Annotated in this window: 15 protein-coding genes and 1 other RNA gene; 9 read left to right on the top strand and 7 right to left on the bottom strand. The window is 57.3% G+C overall.

What is annotated here, in order from left to right; translation table 11 throughout:
* Positions 1–13: 13 nt before the first annotated feature.
* The 4 genes from N5W20_RS00535 to N5W20_RS00520 all read left to right on the top strand — a co-directional run bounded on the left by N5W20_RS00535 (position 14) and on the right by N5W20_RS00520 (position 6,104).
* Positions 14–2,386: an ATP-grasp domain-containing protein gene (locus N5W20_RS00535; RefSeq protein WP_319806999.1), complete on the top strand. Its 2,373-nt coding sequence runs from the start codon at positions 14–16 to the stop codon at positions 2,384–2,386.
* Entirely contained in the window at positions 2,383–3,675 is a 1,293-nt protein-coding gene (locus N5W20_RS00530; RefSeq protein ID WP_319806998.1) for an ATP-grasp domain-containing protein, read from the top strand. Before N5W20_RS00535 ends, N5W20_RS00530 begins: the two co-directional genes overlap by 4 nt.
* On the top strand, positions 3,672–4,574 hold the full coding sequence (locus N5W20_RS00525) for an EamA family transporter (protein WP_319806997.1): 903 nt from the start codon (positions 3,672–3,674) through the stop codon (positions 4,572–4,574). The genes N5W20_RS00530 and N5W20_RS00525 overlap by 4 nt, the downstream gene beginning before the upstream one ends.
* A 198-nt stretch (positions 4,575–4,772) precedes the next feature.
* Complete coding sequence (locus N5W20_RS00520; protein WP_319806996.1) at positions 4,773–6,104, top strand: aminotransferase class V-fold PLP-dependent enzyme; 1,332 nt, start codon at positions 4,773–4,775, stop codon at positions 6,102–6,104.
* A gap of 366 nt (positions 6,105–6,470) precedes the next feature.
* Here the strand turns inward: N5W20_RS00520 and N5W20_RS00515 are convergent, their stop codons facing one another.
* Complete coding sequence (locus tag N5W20_RS00515) at positions 6,471–6,917, bottom strand: winged helix-turn-helix transcriptional regulator (RefSeq protein WP_319806995.1); 447 nt, start codon at positions 6,915–6,917, stop codon at positions 6,471–6,473.
* Between the two features lie 111 nt (positions 6,918–7,028).
* Between N5W20_RS00515 and N5W20_RS00510 the strand changes: the two genes are divergently transcribed.
* Positions 7,029–8,264 carry an MFS transporter gene (locus tag N5W20_RS00510; RefSeq protein WP_319806994.1) on the top strand — a complete coding sequence of 412 codons (1,236 nt, stop codon included), beginning with the start codon at positions 7,029–7,031 and terminating at the stop codon, positions 8,262–8,264.
* 471 nt (positions 8,265–8,735) lie between these two features.
* Here the strand turns inward: N5W20_RS00510 and ahpF are convergent, their stop codons facing one another.
* Together ahpF and ahpC are read right to left on the bottom strand one after the other, a co-directional pair.
* Entirely contained in the window at positions 8,736–10,328 is a 1,593-nt protein-coding gene (ahpF, locus tag N5W20_RS00505) for an alkyl hydroperoxide reductase subunit F (RefSeq protein ID WP_319806993.1), read from the bottom strand.
* 58 nt (positions 10,329–10,386) lie between these two features.
* Positions 10,387–10,950: an alkyl hydroperoxide reductase subunit C gene (gene ahpC / locus N5W20_RS00500; protein ID WP_319806992.1), complete on the bottom strand. Its 564-nt coding sequence runs from the start codon at positions 10,948–10,950 to the stop codon at positions 10,387–10,389.
* A 143-nt stretch (positions 10,951–11,093) separates the two neighbouring features.
* On the opposite strand from ahpC, the gene N5W20_RS00495 reads away from it, so the two are divergent.
* The gene (locus N5W20_RS00495) at positions 11,094–12,014 is read left to right on the top strand and encodes a hydrogen peroxide-inducible genes activator (RefSeq protein WP_319806991.1); all 921 of its coding nucleotides are present in this window, start codon (positions 11,094–11,096) and stop codon (positions 12,012–12,014) included.
* Positions 12,015–12,063: 49 nt separating this feature from the next.
* Here the strand turns inward: N5W20_RS00495 and N5W20_RS00490 are convergent, their stop codons facing one another.
* The 3 genes from N5W20_RS00490 to thyX all read right to left on the bottom strand — a co-directional run bounded on the left by N5W20_RS00490 (position 12,064) and on the right by thyX (position 13,938).
* Positions 12,064–12,618, bottom strand: coding sequence for a transglycosylase SLT domain-containing protein (locus tag N5W20_RS00490; protein ID WP_319806990.1), 555 nt, complete (start codon positions 12,616–12,618; stop codon positions 12,064–12,066).
* Between the two features lie 245 nt (positions 12,619–12,863).
* A complete protein-coding gene (locus tag N5W20_RS00485; protein ID WP_319806989.1) occupies positions 12,864–13,022 on the bottom strand; it encodes a hypothetical protein in 159 nt (52 codons plus the stop codon).
* Between the two features lie 7 nt (positions 13,023–13,029).
* Positions 13,030–13,938, bottom strand: a complete 909-nt coding sequence (thyX, locus tag N5W20_RS00480) for an FAD-dependent thymidylate synthase (protein ID WP_319806988.1) — start codon at positions 13,936–13,938, stop codon at positions 13,030–13,032.
* A gap of 92 nt (positions 13,939–14,030) precedes the next feature.
* Between thyX and ssrA the strand changes: the two genes are divergently transcribed.
* From ssrA to N5W20_RS00465, 3 genes are all read left to right on the top strand, one after another.
* Positions 14,031–14,350: a transfer-messenger RNA gene (gene ssrA / locus N5W20_RS00475) on the top strand.
* A gap of 88 nt (positions 14,351–14,438) precedes the next feature.
* Positions 14,439–14,978, top strand: a complete 540-nt coding sequence (locus N5W20_RS00470; protein ID WP_319806987.1) for an SspB family protein — start codon at positions 14,439–14,441, stop codon at positions 14,976–14,978.
* 145 nt (positions 14,979–15,123) lie between these two features.
* Positions 15,124–16,173, top strand: coding sequence for an AbrB family transcriptional regulator (locus N5W20_RS00465; RefSeq protein WP_319807895.1), 1,050 nt, complete (start codon positions 15,124–15,126; stop codon positions 16,171–16,173).
* Positions 16,174–16,175: 2 nt separating this feature from the next.
* On the opposite strand, the gene N5W20_RS00460 is transcribed toward N5W20_RS00465, so the two are convergent.
* Positions 16,176–16,400 (bottom strand): hypothetical protein, encoded by a 225-nt coding sequence (locus N5W20_RS00460; RefSeq protein ID WP_319806986.1) that lies wholly within the window; start codon positions 16,398–16,400, stop codon positions 16,176–16,178.
* Between the last annotated feature and the right edge of the window lie 324 nt (positions 16,401–16,724).

Raw genomic sequence — 16,724 nt, 5'->3', positions numbered from 1 at the left:
GTACCGACACTTGATGGCCTATGCCAATGAAAGGCTGGGGGTGCAGGACGTGGCGCCTGCCCTCGTGCCCCTTCTGCGCAACAAGCTCTATGTCAGAAATGTCCTGCACGCTGGCGGCCTCAGCCAGGTGAAAGCCGAAACGCTGACGCCTGAACGCCTGCAAACCCTGCAGGGGACCGGCGCTGACTATTTCATCAAGCCGGTCCAGGGCATAGCGTCCTACGGCACTTTCAAGCTGACGCCGGATTTGACCTGGGCCACGCTCGAGCGGATTGCTGAACAGATTCGTCAGGATACGGTCTACGCCAATGTCATCGGTAGCGGCGTGGAGTTTCTTGTCGAAGATTATCTGGATGGGGCCGAATTCAGCTTCGAGGTGCTGGTGCTGAAAGGTGAGGCCTTCATCCTCGCCATCCACGAAAAATGCGGGTTGACCGAGGATCGGGTCACCGTCCTTGAGGAAAGCTGCACCAGCCCTCCGATCTCCATCGGCCATGAGGCGACCGCCGCTGGTATCAGCTGGATCCAAAGCGTCCTGCAATGTCTGGAAGTGACTGACGGCTGCTTCCACATTGAGTCCCGTTACAACGGGAGTCGATGGGATCTGATCGAGGTCAACCCGCGTATCGGCGGCAGCCTGATTTCCCACAGCGTCGAAGCATTGAATGGCGAAGCCAGCATGTTGACGCTGTGGCTCGATTTACTGCTGGAAGGCGCGGCATTCCGTCCCACCCTGCAACGACTGAGCTACCCGGATCATGGCGCGGCGCCGGGTGAGACAGCCACTTTCTTCCGCGTTTACTTTGCGTCGCCAGGTCGTATCGCGCGGATTGTTGAAAATCCGATTCCATGGTCGCCACGGATCAAACAGGTTTTGTTGCAGGCGGGAGATGAAATTCCCGATACTGCGCGCGAAGTCTTCCTGGGTCAGTTCCTCTGGCAACTACCAATGCAGGAGCATCAAAAGGCATTCCCGACACTTCTGGCCAAATCCGCCGAAGCGCTGCAGGTCGTCTATGAGCCGACCGCGGTTGAGGCCAGCACCGCGTCGCCGCTGCTGCTGATTGTCGATTATAATCTCTCTCGCGTTGGCGATGTCGCGCACATCGTGCAGCTCGTCCGCGACACGTACGATGCGGGGACCGTCCTTGTCCGACATCGGCCTGGAGAAATTGACAGGACATTATGCGACTATGTCGTCGATCTTGACCCGCTGGCGCCGGACTTCGTTGAGCAGGCTTTGTTGCAGTTGCAGCCACTGCATTCCCGCCTCAAAGCGGGCCTGGTCTTCTCGGATAATGCCGTGCAAAGCGGTGCGTTGTTGCTTGAAAAGCTCGGATTGCCGGTCGATTCAGCATCGCTTGCGGCGGGTGCCTATAGCAAACAGGCCTATCGCAATGCGGAAACCAGCATAAGGGATCTGCTGAAAGCCCAGCGCGTCATGGCACCGGCCCATGCCGAGATCCAATCTCTTGAGGATCTGCACGCTTTTGCGGCTGATTACCCGCAGGGCTTCGTCGTCAAACCGTCATGTGAAGGCAATAATCGCGGTGTCGTCGCCATTCGGCAGGGGGATGATCTGGAGACGGCGTTCAACAAGGTCGTTCCCTATCTTTCAGGTGGCGTTCTCTGTGAGAGATTGATCCCTTATGAGCGCGAATATTCCTATGACGGTGTTGGAGACACCTCCTTTATCACAGAGAAGGTCAGCGCCCCGAGACCCTACCCGGTCGAAATCGCGCAAATCCTCCCGGCACGCCTGACTGAGACGGAGCGCGCCAGCCTGATGCGGGCGGGACGGTTGGCCAACCTCCTCGTAGGCCAGCGCCGCGGGCCTTTCCATAATGAAATCAAATTAAGCGATGACGGCTCCAAAGCTGCCGTTGTGGAGCCCAACCGGCGCCCGGCAGGGATGAAAATCTGGACACTCGCCAGGGCCGTTTACGGCATTGATTTTTACAGTTTGTGGGTCGATTCAGCCTGGGGGCATCCGCGTGATGTCGCGCTCCCACACTCCACGAAGCAGGCGGCCACGGTCATGCTCGGGGTGCCTTCAGACGGCGATTTTACCCCGCCTTCGCCCGCCTCAGGCAATGCCATGTTTGACCGCGTCCTTAAGGAGTCGGCGGCGGCCTTGGGCATCCCTGCCTTTGCCTGTCGACAGTTGGAGTTTGCGTGGATGCACACGGAGGAGCGCTTCATACCGGCTCTGCCGCGCGATAACGCGGATTTTGCGGCCTCGGCGTGCTTCCTTCTGGATGACCCCACGGCCGACATCCGCCAACTCGTCAAGATTGTCCAATGCCGGTGGCTCCTCGCCCTCGGCGAGCGCGAAAATACGTTTTTTGCGCGTCAGGAACCAGCTTATCAGGGGGCTTACGCATGAATATCCTTATCCTTCATCGCGTGCCCTATCAGCGCATCGATTATGCCAAAGGGATTGATCACAATCTTCATCATGTGACCTATTTCGGTGTTCGAAGCATTCTCGACAGTTTGCCGGACACGCTTCCATGCACACGTGTTGCACGACCTGGCGATGCCTCCGCGTTTGAGGAGGCACGCAACTGGATTGAAAATAATCCTCAGTCATTCGATCGGATCATTTCACTGTCCGAATATGAACTTCTGGACGCGGCAAAACTGCGTGCGTGGTTGGGGGTTCCGGGCGCCTCGGTGGATGAGGTCAATCTTGTGCGGGACAAAGTGCTGATGAAGAAGGCCGTCAGCGAGGCCGGCCTTCGGGTGCCACGTTTCCTGCCTTTGCCGTCATTGCTTGACGGCCCTGAAAGCGCGCCATGGACCGGCACCACCGTGCTTAAGCCACATAATGGCGCGTCGAGCGAAGATGTCAGGGTTTTCAGCTCCCCGGACCAGGCCCGAGCGGCGATCAAATCCCGCACAAGCGGGATCGCGCGACTGGATAACGCGCCCTCAGCCATCACGGAATATGAAGTCGAGGAGTTCGTCACCGGCAACATTCTCCATTTTGACGGGCTGGTGGCGAACGGACAGCTCCTGACCATCACCGCCAGCCGCTATGTCGGCACCTGCCTTGGCTATGCTCAAGGCCAACCGCTGGGGTCGTATCATTTTCCCATCATGCCATTCCAGCGGGAATGGGCCGCGAAGGCGCTCTCTGCGGTGGGCATCCGGCAGGGCAGCTTCCATCTTGAAGCCATTGAACAGGAGGGGCTCGTGTTCCTCGAAGTCGGCAACCGGGTCGGGGGGGCTGATGTCGTGGAAACGTTCGAGCGCGCAACCGGCGTCCACATGCCGTCGCAGGAACTGAGCATTCTTCTGGATGGCAGGCCGCTACGGCCCTTACCCTTGACGCAGATATCGCCCATCTGGCACGGCTGGTTTGTCTTCCCCGGACATGCGCATGCTGGACAGCCTTATCGCGGTATTGCCGGTATTGATCATTTCCGCGACGATCCCTCCGTCATCCGTTGGGCGGAGTTGCCGCTGGGCACGCCGCAAAGTGAGAGAACGACCTATTCGGCCCATGAAGCCCCTTTGGCGGGCATGACCGGCCATGCTGACTGGCACGCCACCCGGGACTGGATCAAGCGACTTTTCGAGCAGGCAGGCGCGGCAGCGGATCAGGCGCGCGCATCCGTCGCGCAACAGGCGCATCAGCAGGACTTCCGTTATTCCAGGGTGTCGTCATGAAAGCCAGTCACCTGCTCCTTGCCGTGTTGATCACGGCAATCTGGGGCCTCAATTTCTCGGTCATCAAATTAGGTCTGCAATCGGTCGATCCTTTCATGCTGGCCGGGATACGTTTTGTGCTGTGCGCACTGCCGCTGGTACTGTTTTTCCGCTTTCCCAGAGTCAGGGCCAGCTATGTGGTTGCCTATGGGCTGCTCTTCGGCGTCGGTCTCTGGGGGGTCGTCAATCTTGGCATTCAGGCCGGCCTGTCCGCCGGAATCGCCTCGCTGGTGCTGCAATTCAGCGCTTTCTTCACCATCCTGCTTGGTGCGGTCATCTTCCGGGAGACGGTCTCCAGATACCAATATAGCGGGATCATCATCGCTTTGCTGGGGCTGGCGCTGATCATCACCATCACGGATGGTACGGTCACGCCTTTCGGTGTCGCGCTGGTTATTCTTGGCGCGGTGTCCTGGAGTGTCGCCAATATCGTGATCAAGAAATCCGGCACAAAGGAGGTTTTCTCGTTCCTTGTCTGGTCAAGCCTGTTTTCGCCGATCCCGCTCTTTCTTATCGGCTATTTTCAGCACGGCGTCGGCATCTATGCCCGGACATTGGCCCAGATGAACGGGACTGCCATCTTCTCGATACTGTTCCAGGTCTATCCAACCACAATCTTCGGCTATTGGATCTGGAACTCATTGCTGAAGACTTATCCGGTCTCCACCGTCGCGCCATTATCGCTGCTTGTTCCCGTATTCGGGCTTCTTGGCTCGACGCTCATCTTTGATGAGCCGATCGGGCTCGTGAAAGGCACGGCTGCAAGCCTGATCATCCTCGGACTGGCGGTCGGGCTGTATGGCCGACAACTTGTCGGCCTCCTTCAGGGAAGTCAACAGGGCAACGCCTCACGCAGCTGATCCCGGTTTCGTCTCAATCTGGTTCATCAAGGAGGATCAGCCAGAAACATCCCGTCGCAAGTTTCCCCGCAAGTCAACGCAGATTGGCACCGCAGGAACAAAGTTTGGATCCGAAGGCGGCAACGCGCCTGTAACGCAACGCCTCGCCGGGTTGGTCCTTAACCCCGCCCTTCATCAAAACAATCAAGGAGTGTAAAAATGGAAACCTCTCGCCGTAAATTCCTCCAAGGGTCATCGACGATCGCCACAGCAGGCATGATGCTGGGATTAGCAAGTGGTAAAGCCCACGCTGCCACGCGGAAGCCGACGCTTGATCCGTCCGATTGGAAATCCGTGCGTGCGCAGTTCAAGCTTGATCCCAAACTGGCCCATCTGGCCAACTTCTTCCTCGCCTCCTATCCGGCACCTGTGCAGGAAGCGATCGAGCGCTACCGCGACGCGCTCAACGCGAACCCCTATTCCTACCTTGACGATCATATGTTCATGAAGGAACGCGACATGTTGTGGCGCAATGTTGCCGAGGCAACTGCGGAATATGTCGGCGGCAAGCCGGATGAGATCGCCCTCACCGCCAGCACGACATGGGGACTGTCGCTGATTTATAGCGGCCTGCAACTGCGCCCCGGTCAGGAGATCCTGACGACGACGCACGAATTTTACGCGCATCACGAATCCATCCGCCTCGCTGCCGACAAAACGGGCACCAAGGTCCGCAAGATCACGCTCTATGATACGAGCGCCAAAGCTTCGGCGGATGAGATGGTGAACCGACTCATTTCAGCCATCCGACCCGAGACGCGGGTTGTGGGCGTGACATGGGTTCATTCCGGCACGGGCGTCGTGCTTCCCATCCGGGCCGTTGGTGACGCTCTGGCCAAGGTCAATCGCAATCGCGATGACTCGGATCGCGTGCTGCTCGTGGTGGATGGCGTGCATGGTTTCGGCGTCCTTGATGAGGATATTGCGCGCCAGGGAAGCGATTTCTTCTCAGCAGGCACACATAAATGGATTTTGGGGCCGCATGGCACGGGCATGGTGTGGGGACGTAATGAAAGCTGGGCACTTCTGAAGCCGACCGTCCCTTCTTTGATGGATAGTGCGCTGATGGCAGCCTGGCGCGCGGGTCAACCACCGAAAGGGCCTGTCAAAGCCGCCCGGATCAGCCCCGGAGGCTTCTTTGCCTATGAACACCAATGGGCTGTCACGGAGGCTTACGGGTTCCATAAAAGCATCGGCCGCACCCGGATCACCAACCGTATTCTTGATCTCAATGGCTGGCTGATTGAGGGTTTATCGAAGATGAAGCACGTCACCATGCATACCCCTTCAAAACGGGACCTGCATGCTGGTTTCGTCTGTTTCGAGGTGGATCAGATCAAGCCTGAAGAGGTCGGCGAACGTCTGCGCAGCAAAGGCATCATCGCGAGTCCGTCGCCATATGCGAATCCGTCCGTGCGATTCTCGGCAGGCATCGTCAACAACGAAGCCGATATTGAGCGCGCCCTGAAAGCGGTGCGGTCGCTCGCCTGACAAGTCGCCGCGCAAGTCGCGGGCCGCAAGCGCGGCCCCGGCCTGCCGGGTGCACGCGCGCGGCACCACCGATGCGCCCGCTGAACGCCCCGCGCGACATGGCACAATGCGACTCGGCTGCCCGTAAACAACCCGCCATGGATCACCTCCTGAAAGGCGAGGGCCGATCGACTCCTTACGTCACGCAGAAGCGGAGTCGTGAGGAAGGCAACGGGTTACACGGTGCCCGTAAGAGTTATTACGCTCACCTGCCCGAGCCGTCATGGCTGGCCGGTGAACCCCCTGACCCACAATTTCAGGGCAAAGCTCCCGATATCAGCAACGGGATAAAAATGCCCAGTCAGCGACCGGCTCAGACCGCGTCTATTAAATGACCTTTTCCACATAGGCCGCCTCGGGCGTCAGGATCGTGCCGTCCCTCGCGACGGGAATCATCAGGGGCACCGACTTGCCGGTCGCCCTTTCAAGCAGGTGGGAATGTCGCTCCCCGCACGAAAATAAATGTCGCTCACCCCATTGTCGCAACGCGACCACGATGGGGAAAAGGCGCTCACCCTGGGCCGTCAGAACATATTCCTGATAGGCCGATCCGTCCGAAGCTGACTGCATCTTCAGGATCCCCGCATCAACAAGCTTGCGCAGACGATGTGACAGAATGTTGCGCGCGACGCCCAGACTCCGCTGGATGTCGCCGAAACGGCGATTACCATCGAAAGCATCCCGCAAAATCAGCAGTGACCATCGGTCCCCGAAGATATCGACGGAACGCGCGATAGGACAAGGTTCATAGAGTTTTGGCTTGCGCTTAGACATATGACATCCGGGTTTCAGGTTAAGTGACGTCTGATGAGTTGCTTTTTAAAACTAAGTGACGTAGCATTCAACTAGTTGTATTTTGCAACCGAATTATTTGGATGACGGAACATGAAAGTTTCTTCCGAAAGCTCGGCATTGCCCAGTTGGGACTCTGCCTCTCCCCGAACGTCGACAATGTCGCGCGGGTTAACAGTGCTGTTTGCGATCGCCAGCGGTATGAGTGTCGCGAATGTCTATTTCGCGCAGCCCCTGCTGGACACGTTGGCGCAAGATTTCTCCATCAGCCGTGCTGTTGTTGGCGGCGTGGTCACTTCAACGCAGGTCGGATGCGCTCTGGCCTTATTGCTATTGGTTCCGCTCGGCGACCGCGTTGACCGACGTCGGCTCATGGCATGGCAGTTACTGGGGCTGGTGGCCGCGCTCATTGTCGTGGCCACGGCGCCCTCCACGCCGGTGCTGCTGGTCGGGATGCTGGCCGTTGGCATGCTCGGGACGGCCATGACACAAGGTTTAATTGCCTATGCAGCAAGTGCCGCTTTGCCGGAGGAGCAGGGGCAGGTTGTCGGCATGGTGCAGGGCGGCGTGTTTATTGGCCTGCTTTTGGCCCGCGTCTTTGCGGGCGGTATCAGTGACATTGCCGGCTGGCGCGGCGTGTATGTCAGCTCTGCGATTCTCATGCTGGCGATCGCGCTTCCATTATGGCGTCGTCTGCCCGCCTTGCCGCGCGACCCGCATGCTTTAAGCTACTTCCGGCTGATCGCCTCAATGCTCACGCTGCTGCGGCAGGACAAAGTGCTGCAGGTGCGCGGCGTTCTGGCGCTGTTGATGTTCGCAGACTTCAATATCTTCTGGAGCGCACTTGTTCTGCCATTGAGTGCCCCGCCTTATAATTTCCATCACACCGCCGTCGGGGCTTTCGGGTTGGCGGGCGCGCTCGGCGCTTTGGCCGCCGCGCGTGCCGGGCATCTGGCTGATCGCGGTTATGCCCAATATACGAGTGCCGCAGCATTATTGATTTTGCTGGTCGCCTGGTGGCCCATCTCACTATTGGGGCAATCATTATGGGCGTTGATCATTGGCATTGTGCTGCTTGATCTGGGCGGTCAGGCCCTGCATGTCACCAACCAGAGTTTGATCTTCCGCAACCGCCCTGAAGCGAGTAGTCGGCTGGTCGGGCTCTATATGATTTTTTACGCGGTCGGAAGCGGGCTCGGGGCGATCAGCACGACCGTCACTTATGCGCATTCCGGCTGGCAGGGCGTTTGTGTTCTGGGCGCGGCGGTGAGTTTGCTGGCGCTGATATTCTGGGGGATGACCCGCCTGTTCGCGGCAGGTCATCAATGAGAAAAACGGGCAGCATTGTACCGCACGAAGATTCTAACAAAGCATCGATTCAAGCACTGGTAATGCCCACCTCCGTCAGAGGCCATCCTAGGAACGCGCAGTTTGAAGCTGCGCGTTCTTAGTTTCGGGGTTTGATAGCCCTTTGCGCTCGGATAAATGTGACCGCCTTTTGCTGACAATCGTCGTGATCTCCGTTCAATTCGGTTTCTCAACGCGGCGCGTCCGCAAGGCGCTCAGCGCGCATCGCGACCATCTCGCGAGATGATATAAATCAGAGCTGAACACAAACCCCTTAACCGGTCATGTCCATCGCGCTATCCAAATGGAATCTGTCCTGTGCGGCCTCACGTTTCCCGGGTCATCCCAGCGCCGAGTCACTGGATGCGAAATCCGCACGCCGTTCTAAGACCGCGCTCAAAAGAAACGGCCCCTCTCGGGGCCGCCTCTATGACGCTCTCTGGATTGATGCACTTAAGCCAATGCGGCCTCTTTCTGGCGAGACGCCGCAGGGTCCGGCGTGCGGATGAGGTAATCAAAAGCCCCCAAAGCCGCTTTCGCACCCTCACCCACAGCGATGACGATCTGCTTATAAGGCGTCGTTGTGGCGTCACCCGCAGCGAAAATGCCGGGGACGGATGTCGCGCCATGCACATCAACAATGATTTCTCCCTGGGGATTCAAAGCAAGCGCATTGCCGAGCCAATTTGTGTTGGGCAGCAAGCCGATCTGGATAAAAACCCCTGACACGGGCAGGGTCACATCCTCGCCGGACGCATCTTTATAAACGAGATGCTCAACTGTCTCGCCATTCCCTGCAATAGACTGCGTTAATGCCTCCATTTTAATGTCGACATTCGGCATGGAGCGCAATTTATCCTGTAAAACCTTATCAGCTTTGAGTTGCGTGCCGCGTTGCAAAAGGGTCACGTGGCTGACGATTCCGGCCAGATCAATCGCCGCTTCGACACCGCTATTCCCGCCACCAATGACAGCGACGCGCTTGCCTTTGTAGAAAGGGCCATCGCAATGCGGGCAGAATGCGACACCCTTTGTGAGATATTCAGTCTCACCCGCGACATTAAGGTGACGCCAATGTGCCCCCGTCGCCAAGATAATGGTGCGTGAGGAGAGCAGCACATCCCCACTCAAAGCGATCTGATGATAAGCACCCGGTTTTGACGCGGGAATAAGCCGCTCCGCCTTCTGGCCCGAAATGATTTCCACGTCATAAGCGCGGACATGAGATTCAAACTGAGCGGATAATTTCGGGCCATCCGTCTCCGGGATCGAGATGTAATTTTCGATACCCGCTGTTTCCATGACCTGACCGCCAAAGCGATCCGCGATGATGCCCGTCCTCAGGCCCTTGCGTGCTGCGTAGATCGCCGCCGCGGCCCCGGCAGGGCCTCCGCCGATGATCAGCACATCGAAGGGTGCCGCATCCTTATATTGTTGCGCGGCTTTTGCCGGCGCCGCGTCGTCAAGCTTCGCCAGGATCTCCATCGCATCCATACGCCCGGAGGCGAAGGGCGCACCATTCAGCTCAATCTGCGGCACGGACATGATGTTCTTGCGCGTCACTTCGTTCTGAAAAAGCGCGCCATCGACAATTACATGTTTGAAAGCGGGGTTGAGGACGCACATCGCATTGATGGCCTGCACCACTTCCGGGCAATTCTGGCAGGAAAGCGAGATGTACGTCGTAAACTGAAAGTCGCCCTTCAAATCGCGGACCTGCGCGATTGTCGATTCCGGCAATTTGACTGGGACACCACCAACCTGAAGCACGGCGAGGACGAAAGACGTCAGCTCATGCCCCATCGGGATGGCAGCGAAACGAATGGACTCCGTCCCATCCTGCGCAGCGACAGAGAAGGAAGGCTGACGATCCCACCCACCATCTTCATGAAGCGCGATGTTATCGGACAAAGTGGCGCATTCCGTCAGGAACTGCCTCATCTTTGACGCGGCGTCGCTATGATCAAGGGATGCACGCAAGGTGACGGGCGTTTCGATTTTCCCGAAAACGTCCTGTAATTGCGATTTGAGGGTTTCTTCAAGCATTAATGCCTCCTCTGCCGATCCTGCATGGGGCGCGGATATTTCACCGCGCCCTGAAGCATCAGATCTTGCCGACAAGATCCAATGAGGGTTTCAGGGTTTCGCCACCCTCTTTCCATTTCGCGGGGCAAACTTCACCCGGGTGCGACGCGACATATTGCGCGGCCTGCACCTTCTCGATCAGCTCTTCCGCCTTGCGGCCGACGCCACCCGGGGTGATCTCGATGTACTGGATGCGCCCTTCCGGATCGATCAGGAAGGTGCCACGATCTGCGAGGCCCGCTTCCTCGATCATCACGTCGAAATTGCGTGAGATCTGGCCCGTCGGATCCGCCAGCATCGGGAATTTGATTTTGCCGATCGCCGGTGATGTTTCGTGCCAGGATTTGTGGGTGAAGTGTTTATCCGTCGAAACTGAGTAAACCTCAACACCGAGCTTCTGGAATGTCGCGTAATTCTCAGCGAGATCTTCCAGCTCCGTCGGGCAGACGAAAGTAAAGTCCGCCGGATAGAAGAAAATGACGGACCATTTGCCCTTGAGGTCCTTATCCGTCACCTTGGTGAACTGTCCATTATGGAACGCGTCGGTCTCAAACGATTTGATGACTGAATTGATGCGCGGCATATCTTTGCTCCCTTTAAACACATCATCGTTGTTTAACGACCCTTTCATCCCACGTATGGACAGGGTTGGGAAACAGTTTATATCGATGAGTTTAATAGACAAAACCTTTTGTAAATAATTTTAAATAGATGTAACCTGTCACAATGACATACATGACGCTCTCCGGACTTTCCCTGCGCGATGTTGAATATATCGTCGCCGTCGATGACCTGCGGAATTTCTCCCGTGCGGCTGAACGCTGCGGCGTCAGCCAGGCGGGACTGTCCGAGCAGGTGCGCAAGCTGGAGGCGTTTCTCAATGTCCAGCTCTTCGAACGCACACGCCGTCATGTTGCACCCACGCCGGATGGCGCGCGGATCATCCATTCCGCACGCCATGTCGTGGCAGCCGCCCGCGCTATGGTGGAAATGGCGCGCTCACTTGATGGGCCGTTAGAGGGTGTCCTGCGCATCGGGGTTATCGCGACGCTCGGCCCTTATTATGTCCCACGCCTGATCCCCCTGATCCGGGAGAAATACCCTCAGCTTCAGTTGCAATTAACGGAGGGCCTAACCGATAGATTGCTGGAGAGGTTGGCGCAGACAGAGTTGGACATTGTCCTCGCCGCCCTCCCGTGCGACCAGACAAACCTTCAGTCCCTGCCGCTTTTCCATGAGCCTTTCGAGGCGGTCTTCCCCAAAAATCACCCGCTGGCGCGCAAGACACGCATCGACATCAATAGTTTGCGCGGTGATGATCTTCTTCTGCTTGAGGACGGGCATTGCCTGCGCGATCAGGCCCTCTCGCTGTGTCAATCATCCGGCGGGGAAAATCGTCGCCTCGCCACCAGCCTTGAAATGTTGTGGCATATGATTGGTGCTGGGGAAGGATATTCATTGATCCCCAAACTGGCCTTGCAACATCGGACAGAGTGGGAAGGCTTGATTTCCTGCCTCCCTGTCTCGGAAGGTGGCCGCCAGATTGGCATGGTCTGGCGCGCGTCAGACCCGCGACAACAGGCATTCATGGAGTTTGGTGCCTTCCTGCGGCAGCACATCCCGGAAGGCTGCCAGAAAGTCGCCTGAGAGGGGGCGTGAAACGCCTGATTGAGAGAGTTGCCCGGCCATCTCGGACTTAGAATAACCAGCTCCAGAAACCATGAACCTTAAGCGACTCACGACATTGGGCAAATTGGCGTCGATATCGCGCGGCGCGACGACCGACAGTCCCCGCCACACGCACCAACCATGATTTTCGACGATATGTGCCTTTCTGATAACCGCCCCACCCTTCATGATAGGCGAGATATTGGCGGCGCGCGTCGTAAACGGGCACGTGATTGATGCGACGCGTCTCCGTCACATACCAATTGATGAATTTAAGCGAATCCTCGAAGTCCTCCCGGCTGCCACTTGTATCATTCACCCGCTCATAATCCGCCCATGCACCATTCTGCGCCTGGGGGTAGCCGTAGGCGGAAGTAATGTGTCCCCAAGGAATCACCCATAAAAAGTAAGTGCGCTGTGTATGCAGGTTACTGTGGAAACCCGATTCCTGATGAATGATCGCCATCGGCACATTGAGCGGCACACCCGATTTCTTCTCCTGCCGGATCGCCGCCCGATACCAACTGCGCTTTTCCTTGAAAATTGCGCATATATTTTCCGGATGGGAGGGAGGAGATGGCACGCAGCCCGTCAGGAATAGAAAAACGACACCGAAACAGGCGAGCCATGCGCCATGCCTGAGAGGGGCACGGCTATTGGAATTTGATGCGTGTCGACCCGACCCCGTTATGGCTGGATCTCCTCATTTGAACGTGCAGGGAACCCGCTCATCCGACACGTCGTGCCGGGATTTGTCAATCCTGCCGCGTCTCCCGTCAGGCTGAGATCACGATAAATGTCGCTTGGACACAACGTGTAATGAGGTGATTACGATCGGGGGATCGGCCAGAAAAAATGTATCCCCGCCCATATGGCGATGAGTGCCAGCGCCATAACGACGAGAAGCGTGTAGCTTGGCGCGCGGGGCGGGCCATCATCCGGCGGGATGTCAGGCGGATTGCGGAAGAGATGTTTAAGGTCCGACATCTCCTGCTCAGCCCGCTTGCAATGCGTCCTGCATTTCCTGCCATTCCCGCTTTGACAGGCCGGAATTCTCAACCGTGACTTTCTCACCCTTCAATTGTCGCCGCAGAACGGACAGCATGGAGGCGGAAAATATGTGCGCGCCGACGCGGTAATCCTGGAAGGCCTCGGCAGCATTCGGGACCCAGGCCGCCAGAATTTCCGTCATGACTTCCGCATAAGCCCGGATCTCATATTGCGCATGGGCATCAATCCGCAGGCTAAGGAAATGCATAAGGTTGTTGAGATCGATTTTCCAATACCATTGGGTATAAGTGTTGAGCGTCAAATTCATCCGGGCCAGCTCACGCGCGACATTATGGCCGTCCGGATCGAGCATTTCCTCATAATGAGCGTAACAACGCTGCGCATCCTCGCGCAGAATATCGAGCACTTTCGCCGCCTGATCCGGCGGAAGCACCTCCCCACGCCCCTGACGGTTGACCTTACTCTGCTGCGCAAGCTGATCCGGCGCAGGAATGTAAAATTCCCGGTCGAGGATGGAGTAACGCGCGGAATATTCATTGACGTTGGCGGTGCGATGGCGAATCCACTGACGCGCGATAAAGACCGGCAATTTGATGTGAAACTTGATTTCACACATCTCAAACGGCGTTGAGTGGCGATGCCGCATGAGGTAGCGGATCAGCCCGCGATCCTCAAGCACCTTCTTGGTGCCCCGCCCGTAGGAAACGCGTGCCGCCTGCACGATGGCCGAATCATCGCCCATATAATCGATCACGCGCACGAAGCCGTGATCAAGCACCTGAAAAGGCTTGTAGAGGATAGCCTCCAACGCCGCGACACTGGGCCGAAGCGTTTCAGAGGGCGCGCAGCGTTGCGCTTCGATCTCGGCGATATGTTCGGGAGAAAGTGCCATGTCATGACGCTACACGATTTTTTGCTCGATGAACAACAACCTACCTACATACGGATAGGATTTTTTTGAGGCGCGTGTGACGCGGACGCATCGTGCTTGTGTTTCGCATGGCGAGCACTTATAATCGTCGCGCCGGAGGGGAAACCCTTGGCTATGGCGATAAACGGTAAGTGGAATAATCGTTACGGACCCGGGGGCAGTGCCCGGCGTCTCCACCATATAACCGCCCCGCCGCGGTCAATGGGGACGAAACAGTCTCGACGTGCGTGGTAAAGACTTGTCTTTTGCTCGGCATTGTACCGCCGTTATCGGGCTAACTTACAAGTGCCAATGACAACTCAAAGGTGCTCGCTGTCGCTGCATAAGCGATAAGCGCGGTTCGGGAGGCACCGGGCAACAGAAGCCTCCCACAATCAGGTGACTTAACAAATGGGTTGCCTTTGGTGTAAGGTGGCCCCGTCCTTTACAGGCTCAAGACAAGATGACATGGGCAACCTGCAATGAGCGATTTTTCCGACGATAATGGCCAGGGCGACCTGCCGACGAGCCTCCTTCCCTATGATAAATGGCTGGAAGACTCCTACCGCGAGGTCATGATTCGCGCCCTCGAATTTGCGCAGGCCAACGGGTTGCCGGGTGAGCATCATTTTTACATCGCTTTCCAGACCGATGATTCGCGCGTCGACATTCCTGCAGCGCTTCGCGCCCAATATCCGAAAGAAATGACGATCGTCCTGCAGCATCAATTCTGGGATCTCAATGTTGATCGCGAGGCACGCCGCCTCACGGTCGGGCTCTCCTTCGGTGGTGTCGCCAGCAAATTATCGATTCCATTCGGCGCGATTACCGGCTTTACCGACCCTTCTGTCGGCGTCGCTTTGGGCTTCCAGCCGGTTGCACCGGCAGATATCCAGGCTGAGGCTGATTTACCGACTGAGGCAACGCCGGAAGATATTTCAGCAGAAGCCGTGACGGCAGCCAGTGATGGTGATGCACAGATTGTGCGGCTGGATGCGTTCCGCAAACGTCCCACTTCGTAGCGCGTATTCCTCTTAAGAGGTGTCGCGTGTACAACACTCCGTCGCGCCGCGCCTGGCCTGAAACGGGAATGCGGCCTGAAGCCATTCGGGACGCGGCCTTTGAGATGAGAGACGCGCGCACTTATCGCCGTCCAGGAGTGATAAGCTGAAAAACTTTATTCTTCTCGCCGCCACCTCAGCTCTTGCGGCAAGTATTCTCTTTTACATCCAGCTTCCTGCAGCTTTGCTTATCGGCGCGATCATATCGGCCGTTATATTTGCCTCGTTTGATCGGATGATTGCGGTCCCACGGTCAACCTTTGTCGTGGCGCAGGCTGTGGTCGGGCTGTTGATGGCCCACGCCCTGCATCTCGATTATCTGAAGGAAATCGCCTCTCAATGGCCGATTTTCGTCATCGGTGTTTTTTCGGTCATCGTGCTTAGCTACATTATCGGTTACGTCCTGGCGCGGATGCAGATTCTTCCGGGCAGCACAGCGCTCTGGGGCGCGTCGCCCGGCTCTGCCAGCACGATGGTGCTTTTATGTGAGGCCTTCAATGCGGATCAGCGCCTCGTGGCCTTCATGGCTTATATGCGGGTCATCCTTGTCGCCTGCCTGACGACGACGGTCGGGCATCATTATATGACCGGCCACACGCCGCCCGTTTGGTTGACCATGCAATCCCCCGGCTCCCTGCTCCAGACATTGATCGTCCTTGTCATCGCCGTCGTGATCGGGGGGCGATTGCGCCTGCCCTCCGCGCCGATGTTGCTGAGCCTCTTCATCGCCATCGTCGCGCAAACTTATACCGGCAAAACAGCCGAGCTGCCTTTATGGCTGCTCGCGCCGAGTTACCTGGCACTTGGCTGGGTGATCGGGGGGCGCTTCACACGTAAAGCGGTGCATCATGCCTGGCGCGCCTTACCGGCGGTGGTCACAGCGAATCTGATTTTGATCATCGGCTGCGCCCTTATCGCCTGGCCGATCGCGAAGCTGATGCATACAAGCTACCTTGCCGCTTATCTCGCGACCAGCCCTGGCGGGTCAGACTCAGTCGCGATCATTGCCATGTCGCTTCCGGTTGATCGGGGCTTCGTCATGGCCATGCAAATCTTCCGGCTTTTCGCCGTGCTCGCGATCGCGCCGCCGCTTGCCATGGGGCTGGCGCGGTTGCTTCCGCCGGAACTGTCAGAAAAGCCTGAAAAGCGCGCCTGACCTCACCAGTTTTCACTGATCAGCCAGAATTCCTCCGATGTCAGCGTAATGAGATTGCCATTCGGCCCCTGCGTGCAGGCGGCCGCCTCTGCCAGGGCCTGAATGCGTTCAACCAGCGTTTTGCGGCGAAGATGCGCCTCTGAGGGCGCATCAACCTGGCCCAGTGCGACCAGCGACATCTTTGCGGCTTTGGCGACACGCGTCGCATCCAATAAAGCGTATGACATGATATTCCCTCCAAACGCCGTTAATAATCGACGCTCAGTCTTTGGGATTACAGAAGTTTTGACGTTCTCACAACGAAACTCGTGTCGAACGGAAAGGCGTTGAGGGTGCGCCCTGACTTGCGGCCAGCTTCTGCCCTCTACCCGTCACTATCCAAATAGATCGGCCTTCACCCGACAGCGATCATCATCTCATCAAGCGCATTGACAACAGCCTGCGTCACCGATCGCCCGGCATCCCATGCCGTTAGCAGGCGCCTTCCAACCCGAAGCCGCATCATGCGCGACGCGTTTTAAGCTGGCATTTACCGTGACTTTCAGCCTAAA

Origin of the sequence: Candidatus Kirkpatrickella diaphorinae (assembly GCF_025736875.1) — a bacterium.
Taxonomy (GTDB): domain Bacteria; phylum Pseudomonadota; class Alphaproteobacteria; order Acetobacterales; family Acetobacteraceae; genus Sorlinia; species Sorlinia diaphorinae.
The sequence above is the reverse complement of the archived record's forward strand: the minus strand, read 5'-3'. Positions and strand labels throughout refer to the sequence as shown.

What these genes read in the sequence shown, in the direction of transcription:
- ahpF (WP_319806993.1), bottom strand. Translation starts at nt 10,328, where the DNA reads ATGCTTGAAGAAACCCTCAAATCGCAATTACAGGACGTTTTCGGGAAA.
- N5W20_RS00525 (WP_319806997.1), top strand. Translation starts at nt 3,672, where the DNA reads ATGAAAGCCAGTCACCTGCTCCTTGCCGTGTTGATCACGGCAATCTGG.
- N5W20_RS00485 (WP_319806989.1), bottom strand. Translation starts at nt 13,022, where the DNA reads ATGTCGGACCTTAAACATCTCTTCCGCAATCCGCCTGACATCCCGCCG.
- N5W20_RS00510 (WP_319806994.1), top strand. Translation starts at nt 7,029, where the DNA reads ATGAAAGTTTCTTCCGAAAGCTCGGCATTGCCCAGTTGGGACTCTGCC.
- N5W20_RS00470 (WP_319806987.1), top strand. Translation starts at nt 14,439, where the DNA reads ATGAGCGATTTTTCCGACGATAATGGCCAGGGCGACCTGCCGACGAGC.
- thyX (WP_319806988.1), bottom strand. Translation starts at nt 13,938, where the DNA reads ATGGCACTTTCTCCCGAACATATCGCCGAGATCGAAGCGCAACGCTGC.
- N5W20_RS00495 (WP_319806991.1), top strand. Translation starts at nt 11,094, where the DNA reads ATGACATACATGACGCTCTCCGGACTTTCCCTGCGCGATGTTGAATAT.
- N5W20_RS00530 (WP_319806998.1), top strand. Translation starts at nt 2,383, where the DNA reads ATGAATATCCTTATCCTTCATCGCGTGCCCTATCAGCGCATCGATTAT.
- N5W20_RS00460 (WP_319806986.1), bottom strand. Translation starts at nt 16,400, where the DNA reads ATGTCATACGCTTTATTGGATGCGACGCGTGTCGCCAAAGCCGCAAAG.
- N5W20_RS00535 (WP_319806999.1), top strand. Translation starts at nt 14, where the DNA reads ATGGCCTATGCCAATGAAAGGCTGGGGGTGCAGGACGTGGCGCCTGCC.
- N5W20_RS00520 (WP_319806996.1), top strand. Translation starts at nt 4,773, where the DNA reads ATGGAAACCTCTCGCCGTAAATTCCTCCAAGGGTCATCGACGATCGCC.
- ahpC (WP_319806992.1), bottom strand. Translation starts at nt 10,950, where the DNA reads ATGCCGCGCATCAATTCAGTCATCAAATCGTTTGAGACCGACGCGTTC.
- N5W20_RS00515 (WP_319806995.1), bottom strand. Translation starts at nt 6,917, where the DNA reads ATGTCTAAGCGCAAGCCAAAACTCTATGAACCTTGTCCTATCGCGCGT.